Below are 18,102 nucleotides of genomic sequence, written 5' to 3'. Positions count from 1 at the left end.
TTCTTAAAAAATTAAATAATGAAAAAAAGTTTTTTTTTACTTTCTATATTTTTTTTAATGGCAAGTGTTTATTCACAAGACAAACCTAATGTCATTTTTATTTTAGCAGATGATTTAGGTTGGAGTGATGTGACACTTTATGGGAAAACTAAATTGTACGAAACACCAAATTTAGAAAGATTAGCGGCAAGAGGTATCACTTATACACATGCCTATTCCGCAAGTCCTTTGTGTTCACCAACAAGAGCAAGTATTTTGACAGGACAAACTCCTTTGAGAACGGGAGTTACTGCTCCAACAGCTCATTTAGGTGAAGTAATTCTGAAACCAGTACTTGAGAAAAATCCAAATAAATCGAATAAATCTGTAAATCTGGTATCTGTTACCCGTTTGAATAATGAACTTCCAACATTAGTGAAGCAATTTAAAAAAGCAGGTTATTCAACAGCTCATTTTGGAAAGTGGCATTTGGGAGCAGAACCATATTCCCCACTTCAACATGGTTTTGATGTTGATATTCCGCATTGGCCAGGGCCAGGTCCTGCAGGGAGTTTTGTAGCGCCTTGGAAATTTAAAGATTTTAAAGAAAAGTTTGTTAATGAGCATATAGAAGATAGAATGGCGGATGAAGCTGTTTCTTGGTTGCGAAATGTAGATAAATCGAAACCATTTTACATGAATTATTGGCAATTCTCTGTTCATGCGCCTTTTGATGCAAAGGAAGGTTTAAAAAAATATTATAGTACAAAAGTAGATTTAACAGATCCGCAACATTCATCAACCTATGCCGCTATGGTACATTCTATGGACCAAGCAGTAGGACGATTATTAGATGAGATCGATAGATTAGGAATTGCAGATAATACAATTATTGTTTTCACAAGTGATAATGGTGGAAATATGTACGATGGTATTACTGATATATTGCCTTCAGGAGAAAAGTATATAGCTCCTCCAACAAGTAACAAACCTTTACGTGGAGGGAAAGCGACGATGTTTGAAGGAGGAATTAGAGTGCCAACCATAATTTCGTATCCTAAAATGACAATTCCAGGTACAAGATCTGACGAAATAATTCAATCTACAGATTTTTATCCTACCCTTTTAAAAGTAGCAAATATTTCAAAGCCTAAAGATCATATTGTTGATGGTATAGATATCACAGCAACATTCAAAGGTGAAAAGATTAAAAGAAGTAATGGAATTGTTACGTATTTTCCACATCAACCAATGGTTCCTGATTGGTTACCGGCATCGATTTCTGTTCATTTGGGAGATTGGAAATTAATTCGTCTTTTCCATCAAGGTAAAGATTTTAAACATGATTATCTTCTTTATAATTTGAAATGGGATATTGGTGAACATAATGATCTTTCAGATGTTTATCCTAGTAAAATAACTGAACTTGATCAAATTATAGAAGATAACATAAAAGAGTCGAATGCTGTAGTTCCTGTTCCGAATACGCTATTTGATCCCGCAAAGTATGCTCCAGAAAATGTAGGTATCCAAAAAGGAGGTTATAAAGGGGTCAAAAAAATGGAAATTAATTAATACCTCTAAAATTTAAAATTTTAAAAATAGTCAAGGGATAGAATAATTTTATAGAACTAGAGCAAAGTTGAGTTTATATAAAATAGTTTAAAAACGTTTATGTCATGGCTAAATAACTTAATGCAACTTAAAAAGATAGCATAATGAAAAAAAATAAAATAGTGTTTTTGTTGATACTAGGACTAATGTTTATTTGCAATAGTTCTACTTATGCTCAGCAAAAAAAAGAAATTCAATTAAAGGGAGTCGTCTTTGATGAAACTAAAATGACAATACCCTATGCCTCTGTTGGAATTCCAAAAAAAAACATTGGTACTGCAAGTAATGATGATGGAGGTTTTTTTATAGGACTAGATAAAAGTAATTTAGTAGATACATTAGAAATATCTAGTATAGGATTTAAAACTTTTAAAATAAAAGTTGAAGATTACTTAAATAGAAAAGAAAAAAATATTATTCTAAAAGAAGATATAGTTTCATTAGCTGAGGTAAAAATAGTTTCTCCAAATAGTATTGTAAAGAATGCTTTAAAGAATCTTAAAAAGACCACCTTGAGTTCTAAGCATCAAATTAATATGTTATACAGAAGGTCTTCTGTTGAAAACGGTAAAACACGATTTCTTGTAGAACATTATCTTAAAGTATTTGATTACGGACCAAGTGCTACAACCCTGAGCGGGATAGAAATTACTGAGGCAAGAAAATCTGCAGATTACAGATATGTTTTTAGAAAACAACCAGCACACTCGGTAAATGTAATGACTCAAGTTGACCCAATCCGACAAGGGATTTCATTGAAATCATATAAGTGGAAAAAGGTTGATAATACATCATACGATGGTGAAGAGCTTGTAATTATAGAAGGCACTGAAAAGGACGATGAAAAAAATCGTATAAAACTTTATATTGGAATCTATACCTATGGAATTTATAAGATGGAATTATCGAGGTTGAATGCCGTTTATATCTATAAAAAAGATAACAATGGAAAATTAGTTTTAAGTTATCACAATAGAGAGGCTCATTTTGTGGAAACAATTGATGATCAAAAAAGAAAAATTCTTAATTTGAAGACTCCTAAAGTAGAATGTGCTTATAGACAAGAAGTAATCGTTTTAAGTGTTGAATCTGATAAGAAAAAATTTGATATAAAAAATCTAATATATGATAAGAAAGATATTGGAGACTATGATGTGAAATATAATAAGTCTTTTTGGGAAAATACTAGTTTGCCTCCAGAGACTGCATTTTATAAAAAAAGTGTCAAAGAATTAGAATCTATTTATGGAGTACCATTAGAAACTCAATTTAATGCTGTAAATAAATAAATATCAGAAATTTTGTTTGGGGTGTAATTCTTTAATAATTACACCCCATTATTTTTATAATAAAATAGGGTTTATTGAAAATTAGAAACATATTCTTAATGTGAATTTTCATGCTTTTTATTTGGATATCCAAGTATTTTATTTTTTTGTATTTACTTATCTAAATGATAAAAATAAAGCTACTTAGTGTATTTCACTTATTCATTTTAAGTACTTATTCTAACTTTATTAATAATTCATTCTAGTTGTAATACTGTAATGGTTAAGACAAAATAATTCAGGAATAAATGTCTAAAACATAGAATGTATTTCATAAAAATAACTAAAAAAGGTTGTTTCAAAACTCCAACTGATATTTAGTTTGTTTTTTCTTCATAAATTATTAATAAAAGTATTATTTTCTTGCTATTCAGGTATTTGGGTAATACATATCACCTTGTATAAAAAACATATCCCCCTAAGTTTTGGGATAAAACTTGATAATTTTGATTTAAATCATTAGAAAAAAAACATAGATAATTATTTTTCATATCCAATCGTTATGAATAATAGAGAAATCGTTTATAAATACATTCAATATGTATATAAGTAGTGGTGAATTTATTTAGTTTTTTTAACACTTTAAATTTAAGATTATGGAGTTAGCAAACTTAATTACAATTGATGAAGATTCAAGGGAGTCTAAATATCAACAAATAGTAAAATCAATAATTCATAATATATCCATTGGAAATTTAATAATGGATCAAAAAATCCCATCTATAAATAGCTTCAGTGAGGAATTATATGTGTCCAGGGATACGGTCGAAAAGGCATATAATACTTTAAAAGAACGTAACGTAATTTCATCTATAAGAGGTAAAGGGTTTTACATAGCAAGAACAAAGCTAATCTCTAAGATTAATGTTTTATTTCTAATAAATAAATTAAGTTCTTATAAGATGACAGTTTTTAATTCTTTTGTAGAAGCTATGGGAGCTAACGCTCATGTAGATTTGCATATTTATCATTGTGATGAATCTTTATTTTTGAATTTATTAGACAAACATAAATCATCGTATGATTACTATGTAATTATGCCTCATTTTAAAACAGATAAATTTGAACATACTAGTAATACTGAAATGGTCACTCAGGCATTGAAAAAAATACCTGATAATAAACTTATTTTAATGGATAATTCATTAGATATAGAACGGAATCAAATCATTTCAATATACCAGGATTTTGAAAATGACGTTTATAATGCATTAAAAGAAGGACTTCATAAATTATCTAAGTATAAAAAGATTATAGTTGTATTTCCTAAACGATCAGTTTATCCTTTCCCTAAGAAAATTTTGCATGGTATAGGGAAGTTTTGTGCTGAATTTCAATTCGATTTTGAAATTTTAGACCAGATATATGATGATATGGTTATGAAGAAAGGGGATTTGTTTATAATTATTGAAGAGTTTGATTTGATTAATTTTGTTAAGCAAATGAGGGAAAACGAGTATGAATTAGGACAAGATATTGGTGTTATCTCTTATAATGATACCCCTTTTAAGGATATTTTAGGGATTTCAGTTGTATCCACAGATTTTAATATTATGGGTGAAAAACCAGCTAATATGATTTTAAACAAGGAACAAGGGAAATTTAAAGTACCTTTTAATTTTATTGATAGAGATTCAGTATAACGATCCCATACAGTGTGAATTAAAAGGACTTATTTCAATTATGATTTTTAGTTTCAATATATAATTCTTTATTACTAGTTTTTCAATTGCTTATTTTTAGAATTTTTTGATAAATGAGTTTCTGTCTTGTCTTGAAAAAGTGTTCCAGAGTTAAAAAAAATATAATTACAATTTTTAGGCAGTAGTAAGCTCAGGTTTACTGCTGTTTTTTGTTTTGTAAGTATTCATTTTAATGAAATTTCCAAGTCCTTAAAAGGAAATAATTTGGTTAAAAGTTTAAAAATAAAAGGTATATTTAATATTTAGTTATAACCTTAAAATAATATATTTCAATTCTAATTTTACTTATCCAAATGATCATAGATATAAGGAAATGTTTTTTTGTTAGTTTCTTTTTGATATTAAGTTTATCAATGTTTTCACAATGGCGTTTGAATAAAATTGCTGGTGAAGAAGGATTGTCTCATAACTCAGTCACAAGTATAATTCAAGATAAAAATGGGTACTTATGGTTTGGTACTCTCAACGGGGTAAATAAATATGATGGGTACCTAATGAAGTATTATAATTATACATTAAAAGGGAATGGATTAAGTAGTAATGTTATTTATAAATTATATGAGGACAAAGAGGGGTGTATATGGGTTGGGACAGCCTTAGGTTTAAATAGAATAAACCCCAATACAGGTAAAGTTGATGTTTATTTTAAAAGTGATCAAGACCCAAAATATTCTAGCAAAACAAGTGTTCATCAAGCTAAATCTGGGGTTTTCTTTATCAATGACATTAGAGGAATAAAACTTTTTGAAATTGATGCTTTAGGAAAATTGAAATATGATTTTTTAGTAAAAAAGCATAAGGATATAGATTTGAATATTGAGCATGTAATCCCTTCTTTAAATGGGAAATATTGGTTTTTAACTCCATCAGGAAAGGTTAAATTACACCAATTAGATATTACGAAAGTAGATGGAAAACCCAAAATAATTGTTAATGCTACAGATTTTGAAGAACCAATATTAACTGATGGTAGTACTATACTAAATGTTTTAGAATACCCAAAAAACACTATTTGGATTATTAATAGCAACCTTGAATTATTGAAAGTTAAATTGAATAATAATTTAAAGGTAATAGAAACTAAAAAGATACTTTTAAGTTCAAGTATCAGTGATAATCAATCAAAGGAACAACGAGTTCTTAACATGTGTAGTGATAATAGAGGGAGGATATGGATTTCAGGAAATAAAGTACTTTTAAATTATGATATTGAATCTGGAGAGATAAATAATTTGTTTAGAAATAATCAACTAAAAGATATATTAGGGAACCTAGATATTCGAAAAATATTAATTGATAATTCAAATGTTTTATGGTTGTGTACTTTGGATTTTGGTTTGTATAAAATGGATTTAGATAGTCATACTTTTTACAACTCAAATGAATATTTAAATCCCAAAGAATTTACCGAGTTTTTCAGTTCTCCTATTGTATCAATGTGTGAGGACAAAAAAGGTGATTTTTGGTTAGGAACTCGAGAAGGTAGGATTGTAGCCTTGGATAAAAATGTGCTTAAAGATAACTTAAAAAGTAAATTAAAATCACCTGTTGTATTCAATTACTCCGTTAGTCGAAAGGATGAAGAAAAAATATTTCAAATTCCAGAAGTGAAAAGATTGATTTGTGATAGAGAAGGAAATATTTGGGTTGGAGCTTTGAATGGTTTATATAAAATTGAATATAACGAAGCTCTTAAAGCATTTAAAATTAAAGATAACTTAGGTAGTTTTTCTAAAAACCGTGTTTTTGCAATAGAAGAAGATAGAAACGGGAATATTTGGTTTGGAGCCTGGGAAAAAGGTTTAGTAAAAATAGCTTTCGATAAACTTAATAACTCCTATAATACAGTTAAATATAGTGCTTCAGATAAGGATTCTAAGAGTTTATCAAATAATAATATAACTGATATTGTTGAAGATAATCAAGGTGCTTTATGGATAGGTACTATAAATGGACTCAATAAATTAAGACGTTCTCCAAATGGAGTTACAATATTTGAAAAGTTTTACAACAATATAAAAGATAGAAACTCTTTAAGTAATAACCATATATTAGATATTTTTCAAGCTAAAAATGGTGATTTATATGTTAGTACGTATGGTGGAGGATTAAATAGAATTACTTATACTGATAAAGGTAAAGTGAAATTCACTCATTATACTGTTGAAAATGGTTTGCCAAATGATGTTATTTCTCAAATACGGGAAGATTTTCAAGGAAATATTTGGTTAATGCATATAAGAGAAATATCTAAGTTAAATCCTAGTAATGGGAATATAATATATTTTGAAAAGAAAGATGGTTTTAATGTAGGGCAATTTATGGGTAATGCTATGGAGTTTACTTCATCTGGATTGATGTTATGTGGTGGAATCAATGGTTTTACATTTTTTCAGCCCAATAACGTAACAGTTAACACCCATAAGCCCCATTTAGCTATTACAGATTTTAAACTTTTTAACGAATCTGTTGTTGTTAATCAAGAAATTGATGGCCGAGTGATACTAAATAATGCTATAAATCAGACAGATAAAATTGTATTGCCATACAACTTGAATTCTTTCGAGTTTGTATTTTCTAGTATGCATTTTTCAAATCCACCAAAAAATAGGTATAAATTTATACTAGAGGGGTTTGAAGATAAACAACAAACTTCAATAGGATTGGAACGTAAGTTTGCATCCTACACGAATGTACCGCCAGGTGATTATACTTTTAAGGTTTACGGCTCTAATAGTGCTGGTATCTGGAGTGATGTTCCCAAAGAAATTAAGATTACAATTACACCACCTTGGTACTTAACAACAGTTGCTATTCTGTTTTTTATAGGCATTTTATTGGTTATTATTTATGCGGTTTTTAAAGTTCGTTTGAGCCAAATTAATTTGAAAAACCAACTTAAATTAGAAAGTGAGTTATATCAAAAGTCAGAAGAAATTAATCAAATGAAATTGAGTTTTTTTACAAATATTTCACATGAATTAAGAACGCCATTAACACTTATTATCGGGCCTCTTGAACAAATTATGAAAGGGAGTACGGATGCTAAATACCTACAGCGTTTAAACTCAATTATGTATAAGAATTCAACACGTTTATTACGATTGATAAATCAATTACTTGAGTTCAGAAAAGCGGAATCGAGTAATATAAATTTAATCGTTGAACATGGTAATTTGGTTGATTTTTTAGAAGAAATTCATCATGCCTTTGAAGAAATTGCTATAGAAAGAAATGTGAGTTTTGCTTTTGTAAAAGGTGAAAATAATGTTGATGCATGGTTTGATAATGACAAAATTGAAAAGATAGTCTATAATTTATTGTCTAACGCTTTTAAATTCACGCCCTCTTACAAAAAAATCGAATTAATTCTTGAAACAGAAACTAAGGGGAATACTGAATATGCTATTATCAAGGTAGTTGATGAGGGAATTGGAATTGATAAAGAAGATATTGTAAGTGTTTTTGAAAGGTTTTATCAAGTAAAAAAAGAAAGTAATGCAATACAAGCTGGTTCTGGTTTAGGATTAGCCTATACAAAACGACTTGTTGAAATTCACAAAGGAAATATTGATATTCAAAGTACTATTGAAAAGGGGACTACTTTTACTATTTCAATTCCAATTTCTAAAAAGGTATATGAAGAAGATTCTATTCTTGAAAATCAACCAAAACAGTATAATTTTAGTTTTATTAAAAATGAAATAAAAGACTTTAAAGATATTCTTTCTGAGTCATCAAATATTGTTAAAACAGTAAAACATAAGAAAGAAATACAGACTATTTTAATCGTAGAAGATAATAAAGATCTAAGAGAGTATTTATTTGGATACTTTCAAAATTACTATAACGTATTAACAGCTAATAACGGTGAAGAGGGGCTCAGTACCGCTTTAGAAATGGGACCAGATCTGATTATTTCAGATTTAATGATGCCTAAGTTGAATGGTATTGAAATGTGTAAAAAAATCAAAAACGATATGACCACAAGCCATATCCCAGTGATAATACTCACAGCCAAAGCAGGTATTGAAAATGAAAAAGAAGGTTTGGAAACTGGGGCTGACGAGTTTGTTTTAAAACCATTCAATGTAGAATTGTTAAAACTAAGAGTTAGGAATATTTTAAAAACCAAACAGCAATGGGCTGAAAAATTCAAAACAAAACCGAGCTCTTCTACATGGAAAGAACTTTCTAACAAATTAGATAAAGAATTTTTGGAGAAAACAATTGAAATTATTAATAAAAATATGGATAATCCAGAATATTCAGTTGAAAAGTTTTCATTAGACGTCGGAATGAGTAGATCGGTACTTTTTAACAAAATAAAATCTATTACTGGAGAATCAACTTCTGAGTTTATTAGAATAATTAGAATAAAGCATGCCGCTAGTCTTATTATATCAGGTAGATATTCAATTACTGAAGTGGTTTTTATGGTTGGTTTTTCGGATCCTAAATATTTTAGAACCTGTTTTAAAAAGCAATTTGGAAAAACGCCAAGCGAATACCTTAAATCTTTTAAAGAGTAGTTTTTACAAAAAGTAAAATAGTAGCAAATTTTAGATTGCTACTGTTTGACTTTTTTTGATTATTGTGATTTTAAGTTGTATAATATAAAACGGTTTTTACTCATTTCGGGAATCATAATAACACCTTTTTTTAAGTTTATACCTAAATCAGCAAATTGAGAAAACCCTGAAATTACTTCCTCTACATGTCCATACTTACTGATTTTTAACAATCTGCCGCCTGTCCAATCAGTAGCGTAATAAAAGTTGCCATATTTTACAACACCATCAAGGTTTGCAATTGGTAATCCTTTGCCAATAGGATTTATTGCTTTAGTTTTTAAATTGACTTTCATTAATGTGCCTTTTCTACTTGTTTCAAATGTAGCACGATTGGTCATTGGCCCCCAAGTAGCAACAATTATATCTTTTCCATCTATCCATAAGCCATTTGGGTATTCTAAAGCTTCGTTTTTAATAAATAGTTCAACTCCCTTATTTTTTGGAAGTTTGTAAATACTATTTGTAAAAGTATCAGATACATAAATATCTCCATTTGGAGTAGCTGCAACATCATTTATAAATTCAGAATTAGGTAAATCTATTTTTCTAACAATAGTTCTTTTTGCAATATCGATTTCAACCAAAACACCTCTATCCGCGACATATAAAAAGTTTTGATAGGATGCCATTCCTGTAGGTGCGTCTAAGCCTTCTATCCAACGATTGGTGAGAACCTTTCCGTTTTCATCCAAGCGTGTTATCCATCCATAACCATCTTTTTCAAGTGTTACTTTTTCACCACCTAAATTTGAAATAAACCATGTTTTTGATATACTGTCCCAATATGCATTTTCTGGATTATCTAGAATAAGATTCAGGTTGTTATTTTGAGCTTTATAAGTTGAATCTACTATAGTACGCCATTTTGTGATAGAACGTGATAGATGGTCTCTTGGCTCATCTTCAATTCCAAATGTGTGTAAAATGGTTTTTTCTTTAAATTTTATCTTTTGCAAAACCGCAACAAAGTTTGAAACATCATAGTCCCCTTTATCTAATGGTTGAATAGCATCAGACCAATTCGCTTTATCATTTGCAATCATAGTGGTATTAGAACCTGAGATAGAAGCAAATTTTAAATAAGGTGCTGCTTTTATAGCCACTTCTAGAAGACGATTTCCATTACCATGACGTAATTCATGACACAGGTGTAATGTTAAATATAAATTGGGCTCATTTATCTCTTTGATGTAAGGAATTGCTTCTTCAGCCGATTCAATAAAACAATTGTCGTGTGGGTAAATAACAACATCCTTATTAAGCTTTTGAGCTTCTTGGGACATGTTTTTTAAAAGGGCTACTGTTTTTTCCTTGGTAGTATTTTCTTTTAGTATAATAACCCATAAAGCAGTTTCTTTGGGCAAAGATTCTAATGTTTTACGCCATAATTTATTTTCAGTATCATTATTTTTAGAGAAATCATACGGAAAATAAACAACGGGTATCGATAATTTTCCAGAGATGAATTCTTCAGTTTTTAGATACTCATTTAATTTTTCTCTTTGGTCATCTGTTTTTACGGCGAAGGTTGTGCCGCTATAGCCTAGATCAGCAAATAATTTGGTACGTTGAGGAATAGGTAGTTGCTCCATTTTGAAATCAAAAGCATATAATGATTTGTCAATTCCTTGCCCATTTACAGATATTGAAATGATAATGCCTAGTAGTTTTAATAGTGTTTTCATATTTACCCTCCTGATATAAAAAATTATTAGATTGCTCATTTAGATCTTTTTATTTGTATTCTTGGTTTTTTAATTTTGTTGCTCCATTACTGTAAACTTTTTTAGATATCGTTATTTTGCAAGACTTCTAATCAAACGACCAAAGTATTTATAAATATTTAGAAAACTATCTTGCACTTTCTGTTTGCAGACCATATTCAGCAGGACGGTTTATAAATAATGGTATCGTAATTTTACGCAAGATAAACCTCAATATTATAGTCTTATGATTAAGTACTTTTTCTTTTTTTTAATATGGACCGTAGGTCTTATGGCTCAAAATAGTGTAACCTCTTTGGATGTTAATACTAAAAAATACAACCAAATAGAATTGCGAGTTTTAGAAAATAAAACTTATGATATTAAAACAATAGGATCGGACCCTTATTTGTTTTTAAACCCTTTGTCCGCTAACTTTAAAAAAGAAAATAATCAACTTTCCTTTGAGTATTTCTGTCCAACGGGTTTAGATCATATTGAAATCTATTTCTATCCTTTAGGTGAGCAAGTTAGAAGTGTCATGGTTGGAGATATAGGTAGCACCGAAGGTTGGGTTCAAATGAGAATTGATCTTAGTGAGTATGTAGGTAAATGGGGGAAAGCTGGTGATTATTTGAGAATGGATTTTGGAACAGCTCCTGCATTAAATATTCAATTTAGAAATCTTGAACTTAGAACAATGACTCCAAGAGAATTGGAAATCCTAGCTAATAAAAAAGCAAAGAAACAACAGGAATTGCTCCTTGAGAATAATATTAAAGCCTATCTAAATAAAGATTTTCCAAATCAAATTTCTAATGTTTTAGTTAAAGATGATAAAGTGAGTTTAGAAGGGAAAGTTTCAAAAGGTAAAAATCTATACATTGCTGAAGTAGGTGTTTATGAAAATGGTACGGAACTTAAAAACTTTGAATTTTTAGAACCTATAAAATCTAAAAAAAATGTATTTAATATTGAGTTGAATCGATATATAAAACGCCACGGATATAATCAAGACCGCTTGTTGTCAAAGTGGATGATTGTCGAAAAAGAAGGATTGCAATATAAAGGAGTTTCACATGCAAGATATACTGATTCCATCGTTCCAAAATATAATTATCCTTATGAAAAGCCTGCTACTAAAAAAGGTTTGGGAGGCTATAGTGTGAACGGGAAAGCGCCTTACACAGATTTAGATAGTTTAGGAATAACGAGTGTAACCGTCAATATTATGATAAACAGGTTTTTTCGTTCAGGACCTTCGCCTAAAAATATGCCCTTTGAATATATGGGAGAAACGTATTATGTAGATAAAAATGAAATCGATCGCCAAGACAAAACCTTTCTAAGTACCTCTGAAAGAAATATTGAGGTATCAGCCATATTATTGGTAGACAAAGCATCTAAATCTTTAGACAAAAATATCGGGAAAATTCTAGAACATCCTGATTGTGATCCTTCAGGAATTTACACGATGCCTAATTTGACAACTCCAGAAGGGGTACGGTATTATGCTGCAGTATTAGATTTTTTAGCAAATCGTTATATGAGGCCTGACAAAAAATACGGACGCATTCATCACTGGATTATCCATAATGAAGTTGATGCCGGATGGGTTTGGACGAATGCTGGAAAAAAAACAGCATTGGTATTCATGGATATCTATCATAAATCAATGCGTATGTCTCACAACATTGCTAGACAGTACAATTCTAATTCGAAAGTGTTTATTACACTGACGCATTATTGGAATTGGACCTCCAATCCACATTTTTATCATTCAAAAGAACTGTTGGAGCAATTATTACAATACTCGAGAGCAGAAGGAGATTTTGAATGGGCGATTGCACAACATCCTTATCCAGAATCACTGCGTGAACCAAAGACTTGGCTTGATAAAAAAGTAAGTTTCGATTTCGATACACAACTAATAACTTTTAAGAATTTAGAAGTTTTAGATGCTTGGGTAAAACAACCCGAAGTACTGTTTAAAGGTAAAACAAAACGACTAGTTTACCTGTCCGAAAACGGTACAAATTCCCCAACTTATAGTGAGAAAGACTTAAACGAACAAGCTGCTGGAATGGCTTATGCTATGAAAAAGCTGAAATTTTTGGACGGTATTGATGGTTTTCAATATCATAATTGGCAAGATAATCGTAAAGAAGGTGGTCTTCGAATTGGTCTAAGACGTTTTCCTGACGACAAAGAAAACCCTGGGGGAATTAAGCCTGTTTGGAAAGTATATCAGGCTTTTGGCACTGAAAAAGAAGATGAAGTTTATGATCAATATAAAGAAATGATAGGTATTGATAGTTGGGATGAAATAAAGCATAAGGTTAATATTAGTAAATAAAAAACAAACTAATTCATATTAAAAATAAGATTCATGAAAATTATAAAAAATGGTGTGTTTTGCCTTGCGGGGTTATTATTGCTAGCCTGTAAGTCTGAAATTGATAAAAAAAAGGATGTTAAAACAACTTCACGTCCCAACATTATTTTTATCCTAGCTGATGATTTTGGGATAATGGACAGTCAAGCTTATGCAAATAAGTATACAGGAGCAAATCCTTCAGTAATGTTTTATGAAACTCCTAATATTGATAAATTAGTTAATGAGGGAGTTTCTTTTTCACAAGCGTATGCGAATCAATTATGTTCGCCAACACGCGCAAGTCTTTTGACTGGAAAGTATGCAGGAAGAATTGGTTTTACAACTGCTTTGCCACCAAGACAAACCTATTATAATCAGAATCAAGAAGTGCCAAAAGGGTATTATGCAAACGATATTTTTGAGCATAGTGATGATATAAAAATCGAGCAGGCACTTGTAAATGGGATTTCAAATGCAGGTGTTCCTGCAGGCACAAAGTATGATCAAGGTAAAGATGAACTTTCTATAGCAGAAGCTTTAACAGATTATCATTCAGCTTTTATAGGGAAGTGGCATTTAGGTGGTTTTGGAGCCAAAGGGTATCAACCCAAAGATCAGGGTTTTGAACCTTTGGCATGGTTTGATGCGGGTGGTTCTGCTTACTACAATTGGAAAAATGCATGGAATGATAGAACGAATAAAATGTATCCAAAAGTATCTCCTGATGCACTGGAAATTGGATCATCAGGAAAACCAACCAACCAAGATTATTTAACAGATGATCTTACAGTGCAAGCCTTACAATACATCGATGAAAGAGCAAAAATAAAAGACAAGCCTTTTTTCTTATATTTTTCACATTTTGCCATTCATTCACCGTATCAAGGAAAAGAAGATGAAGTAACTCATTTTGATGGTAAGAAAACCAAAGGATGGAATGGCCATAAAAATCCCGTTTACGCTTCGATGATTAAAAGTTTAGATCGTTCTGTTGGAGCTATTTTAGATAAACTAAAAGAGTTAGATATTGAAGAAAATACATTAGTAGTATTCATGTCAGATAATGGCGGGATAGATTCTAAAATTACACCAAAAGGAGACGGTACAAATAATGCTCCATTTCTAGGAGGAAAAGCCTGTGTGACAGAGGGGGGAATTAGAGTGCCTTTAGTTTTTAGATGGAAAGGAAAAGTTCAAGCTGGTAAATGGGTTGATGTACCTGTAGATTGTACGGATATTTATCCATCACTTTTAGAGGCGGGTGGTTATCATTCTAAAGAAATAGTTAAGAAGAATGATCTTGATGGCGAAAGTTTAATTGCTATGCTTTCTGATGTAAACAATAAGAATAAAAGTTATAAAAAAACTACGCATTACTGGCATTATCCTTTTAATGTGATTTACAATAGTCCTTATGAGCCATTTGCTCTCACACCTCATTCTGCTATTCGTGACGGCGATTATAAGCTTATTTTTGATTGGTATGGTAGATTGTATTTATATAACATAGAAAAAGATCCTTTTGAAAAACACAATTTAGCAAATGAAAATCCTAAGCTCAAAACGGCTTTGTTTCACAAATTAATGAGCTGGTTACAGGTAAATATTGACAAACGTTACTGGCCAACAGTAAACGAAAAATATAACCCTAAAAAGGAATCTAGAGATGTACCATTTATAGATATGTTTTCTGCTTATAAGAATCAACTATAAACTGAAACTTTTAATAAAAAAATGACCTTGGATTGATAATTTTCAAGGTCATTTTTTTTGTACGGTCATGTGATTATTTTATGATTTAATAGTAACTGGCAGTTAGTATGGAATTCTTAATAAACACTACTGATTAATAAGGTGGAAGGTTTATGGCTATGGCTAACTTAGCCATCACAGAAATCCAGAAAAATTCTAATTAATTACAAAAATATAGCTTACCTTAATGTGCAGGTTTTATTTGCATATTCAGAATTTGATGGAAAGACGTATCGAACCACTCGAATGAATGTTGTTGCTTATCGTATCTTTCAGATAAACAATGAGTTATGTGGCAATAAAAGAAGGAGAAACGATTATAAAAATCATTTCTCCTGTCTAGTAGCGAAGACGGGAGTTGAACCCGTGACCTCAGGGTTATGAATCCTGCGCTCTAACCAACTGAGCTACCTCGCCAAATGCAGTGAACAACTGTTCTTGATTGCGGGTGCAAATATAAAACTTTTATTAAAGCAAACAAGCATTATTTGAAGAAAAAAAAATATTTTTAAAAACGTTTTTTTAATGAGTTTATATTGTATATATTCGAAAAAAAATAATAAGCCTCATGGATCAAAAAGTACGCTACGAAATCGAGTTTCCTATAACCTCTTCTCCTCAGTTATTGTATCAATATATTTCGACTCCTTCTGGTTTGTCAGAATGGTTTGCGGATAATGTAAATTCGCGTGGAGAGTTCTTTACCTTTATTTGGAATGATTCAGAGGAAAAGGCTAGGTTGGCTTCTAAGAAATCGGGTGAGAAGGTGAAATTCAAATGGGTGGATTCAAATAATAAGGACACGGATTTGTTTTTTGAACTACATATTCTTGTGGATGAATTGACTAAGGATGTGTCGTTGATGGTAGTTGACTTTGCGGATGCTGATGAGGTTGATGAAGCAAAATTATTATGGGAAAATCAAATATCAGATTTAAAACATCTACTGGGTTCTGTCTAGTATAATAGTATATTAAAACATATATTTGCCCTGAACAAAATTCAGGGCTTTTTTTATGATTAATTTTAACGGAACAATCTTGGCTGAAGAGGCTAATATATTGACGCAAAATAGAGGTTTCTTATATGGTGACGCTGTTTTTGAAACAGTAAAAATTAGAAAAGGTGTAATTCTTTTTTTAGAAGACCATTACTTTAGATTGATGGCGTCCATGCGAGTGGTGAGAATGGAAATTCCAATGAATTTTACCATGGAATATTTTGAAGAACAGCTTCTTTTAGTAGTTAAAGCAAATAATATTTCTGAAGCTGCGCGTGTAAGGATTACTGTGTATAGAAACGACGGAGGTTATTATTTACCAAAAAAGAATACCGTCTCATTTTTGGTTCATGGTACTGCACTGGAAGTTAATGAATATTTATTTGATACTAATGTGTATGAAGTAGACTTGTTTAAAGATTTTTATATTACAAAACAGCTGCTGTCTTCTATCAAATCAACGAACCGCTTGTTGAATACCGCTGCAAGTATTTATGCTTCAGAAAATGGTTTGGACAACTGTTTGCTGCTTAATGACAGTAAAAATGTGGTAGAAGCTATCCAAGGGAATGTTTTTATGGTATTGGGGACTAAATTGATTACGCCTCCTGTGTCTGAAGGATGTTTGAATGGGGTTATGCGAAAACAAATTTTGGCTTTGGCAAAAAAAATAGAAAATTTAGAAGTTGTAGAAGCGGTTATTTCTCCTTTTGATCTACAAAAAGCGGATGAATTATTTATTACCAATGTGATAAAAGGGGTGCAACCTATTACAAAGTACAGAAAGAAAAGTTTTCAAACGAAAGTGTCCTGTCAACTGGTGGAACTTTTGAACGAACAAATAGCACTTTAAGTAATTTGTAGTTTTTGATGAGCAATAAAAAAAGGGGAAACAACAAAAGTAATTGTTGTTTCCCCTTTTTTAGTATTTCTAATAAGGATTTAATTCAAATAAGGATTTTCGGGAGTGTTGGACCAGATAAGATAGTCGCCACCTAATTCTTTAATTTGATCTTTCCAAAAATGAGTCGGGGACTTCCCGATAATTTTATTTTTATATATATTGTTTGTTACAATCCAAGAATTAGCGTTCATCTCATTTTCCAGTTGGTTTTCATGCCAGCCAGAATAACCTAAGAAGAAACGAATGTTGTCTTTTGATATCGTTCCGCTGTTGATAAGGTCTTTGGTGGATTCAAAATCGCCACCCCAGTATATTCCGTTTGAAATTTCAACGCTATTCGGAATTAATTCAGGTACATTGTGTATAAAATAGAGGTTGTCTTGTTCAACAGGACCTCCGTTATATATTCTGAATTTGGATTCAATTTCTGGAATAAGATCGTTAATAGTGTACTTCAGTGGTTTATTGATGATAAAACCTACTGATCCTTCTTTGTCATGGTCTGCTAATAAAATTACAGACCTATTGAATGATAAATCTCCAATTATAGAAGGCTCAGATATAAGTAGTTGTCCTTTTATTAATTTTTCTGAAATCATGATACTGTAATTTTTTTATTAAATTTAAGAAAAAAAATAAAAAAAAACCAAATTTTATCGTTCAAAAGTAAAAAAAAACCCTCCATAAGGAAGGTTTTGATTTTGTATGTTGTGTAAAAACAGTTGTATTAGTTTACAGCTCCTTCTAATTCAGCACCAGCTTTGAATTTTACAACATTTTTTGCAGCGATTTGGATAGTTTTTCCAGTTTGTGGATTTCTTCCGTCTCTTGCAGCTCTTGCTGATACTGACCAAGATCCAAAGCCTACTAGAGATACTTTACCACCTTTTTTCAAAGTGTCACCTACGTTTCCTAAAAATGATTCTAAAGCTAATTTAGCAGCTGCTTTAGTAATTCCTGCGTCTGCAGCGATAGCATCGATTAATTCTGATTTGTTCATAATAATATGTTATTAATTGTTGGTTAAAGAATTCTTATATACAAATTTAGCAGGAAATCCCTAGCATGCAAGTGTTTTAGCTAATTTACGACTGATTTGTTAATAACTTGGTTTTTTTGTTCATAAATTGAATGTTTTTTGTTGGGAATCGTTCTGAATCCAATGTTT

At 30.7% G+C, this 18,102-nt stretch carries 11 protein-coding genes and 1 tRNA gene; 8 read left to right on the top strand and 4 right to left on the bottom strand.

Annotated elements, in window-relative coordinates; genetic code table 11:
- Positions 1-18 precede the first annotated feature (18 nt).
- The 4 genes from ACNH59_RS01180 to ACNH59_RS01165 all read left to right on the top strand — a co-directional run bounded on the left by ACNH59_RS01180 (position 19) and on the right by ACNH59_RS01165 (position 9,156).
- Positions 19-1,554, top strand: coding sequence for a sulfatase (locus tag ACNH59_RS01180; protein WP_418263631.1), 1,536 nt, complete (start codon positions 19-21; stop codon positions 1,552-1,554).
- Between the two features lie 143 nt (positions 1,555-1,697).
- Positions 1,698-2,882: a carboxypeptidase-like regulatory domain-containing protein gene (locus ACNH59_RS01175; RefSeq protein ID WP_418263630.1), complete on the top strand. Its 1,185-nt coding sequence runs from the start codon at positions 1,698-1,700 to the stop codon at positions 2,880-2,882.
- A 635-nt stretch (positions 2,883-3,517) separates the two neighbouring features.
- Complete coding sequence (locus ACNH59_RS01170) at positions 3,518-4,564, top strand: GntR family transcriptional regulator (protein WP_418263629.1); 1,047 nt, start codon at positions 3,518-3,520, stop codon at positions 4,562-4,564.
- Between the two features lie 353 nt (positions 4,565-4,917).
- Positions 4,918-9,156, top strand: a complete 4,239-nt coding sequence (locus ACNH59_RS01165) for a hybrid sensor histidine kinase/response regulator transcription factor (RefSeq protein ID WP_418263628.1) — start codon at positions 4,918-4,920, stop codon at positions 9,154-9,156.
- Positions 9,157-9,215: 59 nt separating this feature from the next.
- Here the strand turns inward: ACNH59_RS01165 and ACNH59_RS01160 are convergent, their stop codons facing one another.
- On the bottom strand, positions 9,216-10,883 hold the full coding sequence (locus ACNH59_RS01160) for a hypothetical protein (RefSeq protein WP_418263627.1): 1,668 nt from the start codon (positions 10,881-10,883) through the stop codon (positions 9,216-9,218).
- Positions 10,884-11,148: 265 nt separating this feature from the next.
- Between ACNH59_RS01160 and ACNH59_RS01155 the strand changes: the two genes are divergently transcribed.
- Together ACNH59_RS01155 and ACNH59_RS01150 are read left to right on the top strand one after the other, a co-directional pair.
- Positions 11,149-13,257: a DUF5722 domain-containing protein gene (locus tag ACNH59_RS01155; protein WP_418263626.1), complete on the top strand. Its 2,109-nt coding sequence runs from the start codon at positions 11,149-11,151 to the stop codon at positions 13,255-13,257.
- 33 nt (positions 13,258-13,290) lie between these two features.
- Entirely contained in the window at positions 13,291-14,991 is a 1,701-nt protein-coding gene (locus tag ACNH59_RS01150) for a sulfatase (RefSeq protein ID WP_418263625.1), read from the top strand.
- 382 nt (positions 14,992-15,373) lie between these two features.
- Here the strand turns inward: ACNH59_RS01150 and ACNH59_RS01145 are convergent.
- Positions 15,374-15,447 (bottom strand) — tRNA-Met (locus ACNH59_RS01145).
- 151 nt (positions 15,448-15,598) lie between these two features.
- Here ACNH59_RS01145 and ACNH59_RS01140 point away from each other — a divergent pair.
- Complete coding sequence (locus tag ACNH59_RS01140; RefSeq protein ID WP_418263624.1) at positions 15,599-15,991, top strand: START-like domain-containing protein; 393 nt, start codon at positions 15,599-15,601, stop codon at positions 15,989-15,991.
- Between the two features lie 55 nt (positions 15,992-16,046).
- The gene (locus tag ACNH59_RS01135; protein ID WP_418263623.1) at positions 16,047-16,883 is read left to right on the top strand and encodes an aminotransferase class IV; all 837 of its coding nucleotides are present in this window, start codon (positions 16,047-16,049) and stop codon (positions 16,881-16,883) included.
- A gap of 89 nt (positions 16,884-16,972) precedes the next feature.
- Here the strand turns inward: ACNH59_RS01135 and ACNH59_RS01130 are convergent, their stop codons facing one another.
- Positions 16,973-17,533, bottom strand: coding sequence for a YqgE/AlgH family protein (locus tag ACNH59_RS01130; RefSeq protein ID WP_418263622.1), 561 nt, complete (start codon positions 17,531-17,533; stop codon positions 16,973-16,975).
- Between the two features lie 128 nt (positions 17,534-17,661).
- Positions 17,662-17,934, bottom strand: coding sequence for an HU family DNA-binding protein (locus tag ACNH59_RS01125; protein ID WP_108740556.1), 273 nt, complete (start codon positions 17,932-17,934; stop codon positions 17,662-17,664).
- Positions 17,935-18,102 lie beyond the last annotated feature (168 nt).

It is taken from the genome of Flavobacterium faecale (assembly GCF_048320115.1).
In the GTDB taxonomy this organism is placed as follows: domain Bacteria; phylum Bacteroidota; class Bacteroidia; order Flavobacteriales; family Flavobacteriaceae; genus Flavobacterium; species Flavobacterium faecale_A.
Note: the sequence above shows the minus strand (reverse complement) of the source record. Positions and strands in the feature narration are given on the sequence as shown.

Coding starts and splice junctions, on each gene's coding strand:
- ACNH59_RS01180 (WP_418263631.1), top strand. CDS start 19: ATGAAAAAAAGTTTTTTTTTACTTTCTATATTTTTTTTAATGGCAAGT.
- ACNH59_RS01175 (WP_418263630.1), top strand. CDS start 1,698: ATGAAAAAAAATAAAATAGTGTTTTTGTTGATACTAGGACTAATGTTT.
- ACNH59_RS01170 (WP_418263629.1), top strand. CDS start 3,518: ATGGAGTTAGCAAACTTAATTACAATTGATGAAGATTCAAGGGAGTCT.
- ACNH59_RS01165 (WP_418263628.1), top strand. CDS start 4,918: ATGATCATAGATATAAGGAAATGTTTTTTTGTTAGTTTCTTTTTGATA.
- ACNH59_RS01160 (WP_418263627.1), bottom strand. CDS start 10,883: ATGAAAACACTATTAAAACTACTAGGCATTATCATTTCAATATCTGTA.
- ACNH59_RS01155 (WP_418263626.1), top strand. CDS start 11,149: ATGATTAAGTACTTTTTCTTTTTTTTAATATGGACCGTAGGTCTTATG.
- ACNH59_RS01150 (WP_418263625.1), top strand. CDS start 13,291: ATGAAAATTATAAAAAATGGTGTGTTTTGCCTTGCGGGGTTATTATTG.
- ACNH59_RS01140 (WP_418263624.1), top strand. CDS start 15,599: ATGGATCAAAAAGTACGCTACGAAATCGAGTTTCCTATAACCTCTTCT.
- ACNH59_RS01135 (WP_418263623.1), top strand. CDS start 16,047: ATGATTAATTTTAACGGAACAATCTTGGCTGAAGAGGCTAATATATTG.
- ACNH59_RS01130 (WP_418263622.1), bottom strand. CDS start 17,533: ATGATTTCAGAAAAATTAATAAAAGGACAACTACTTATATCTGAGCCT.
- ACNH59_RS01125 (WP_108740556.1), bottom strand. CDS start 17,934: ATGAACAAATCAGAATTAATCGATGCTATCGCTGCAGACGCAGGAATT.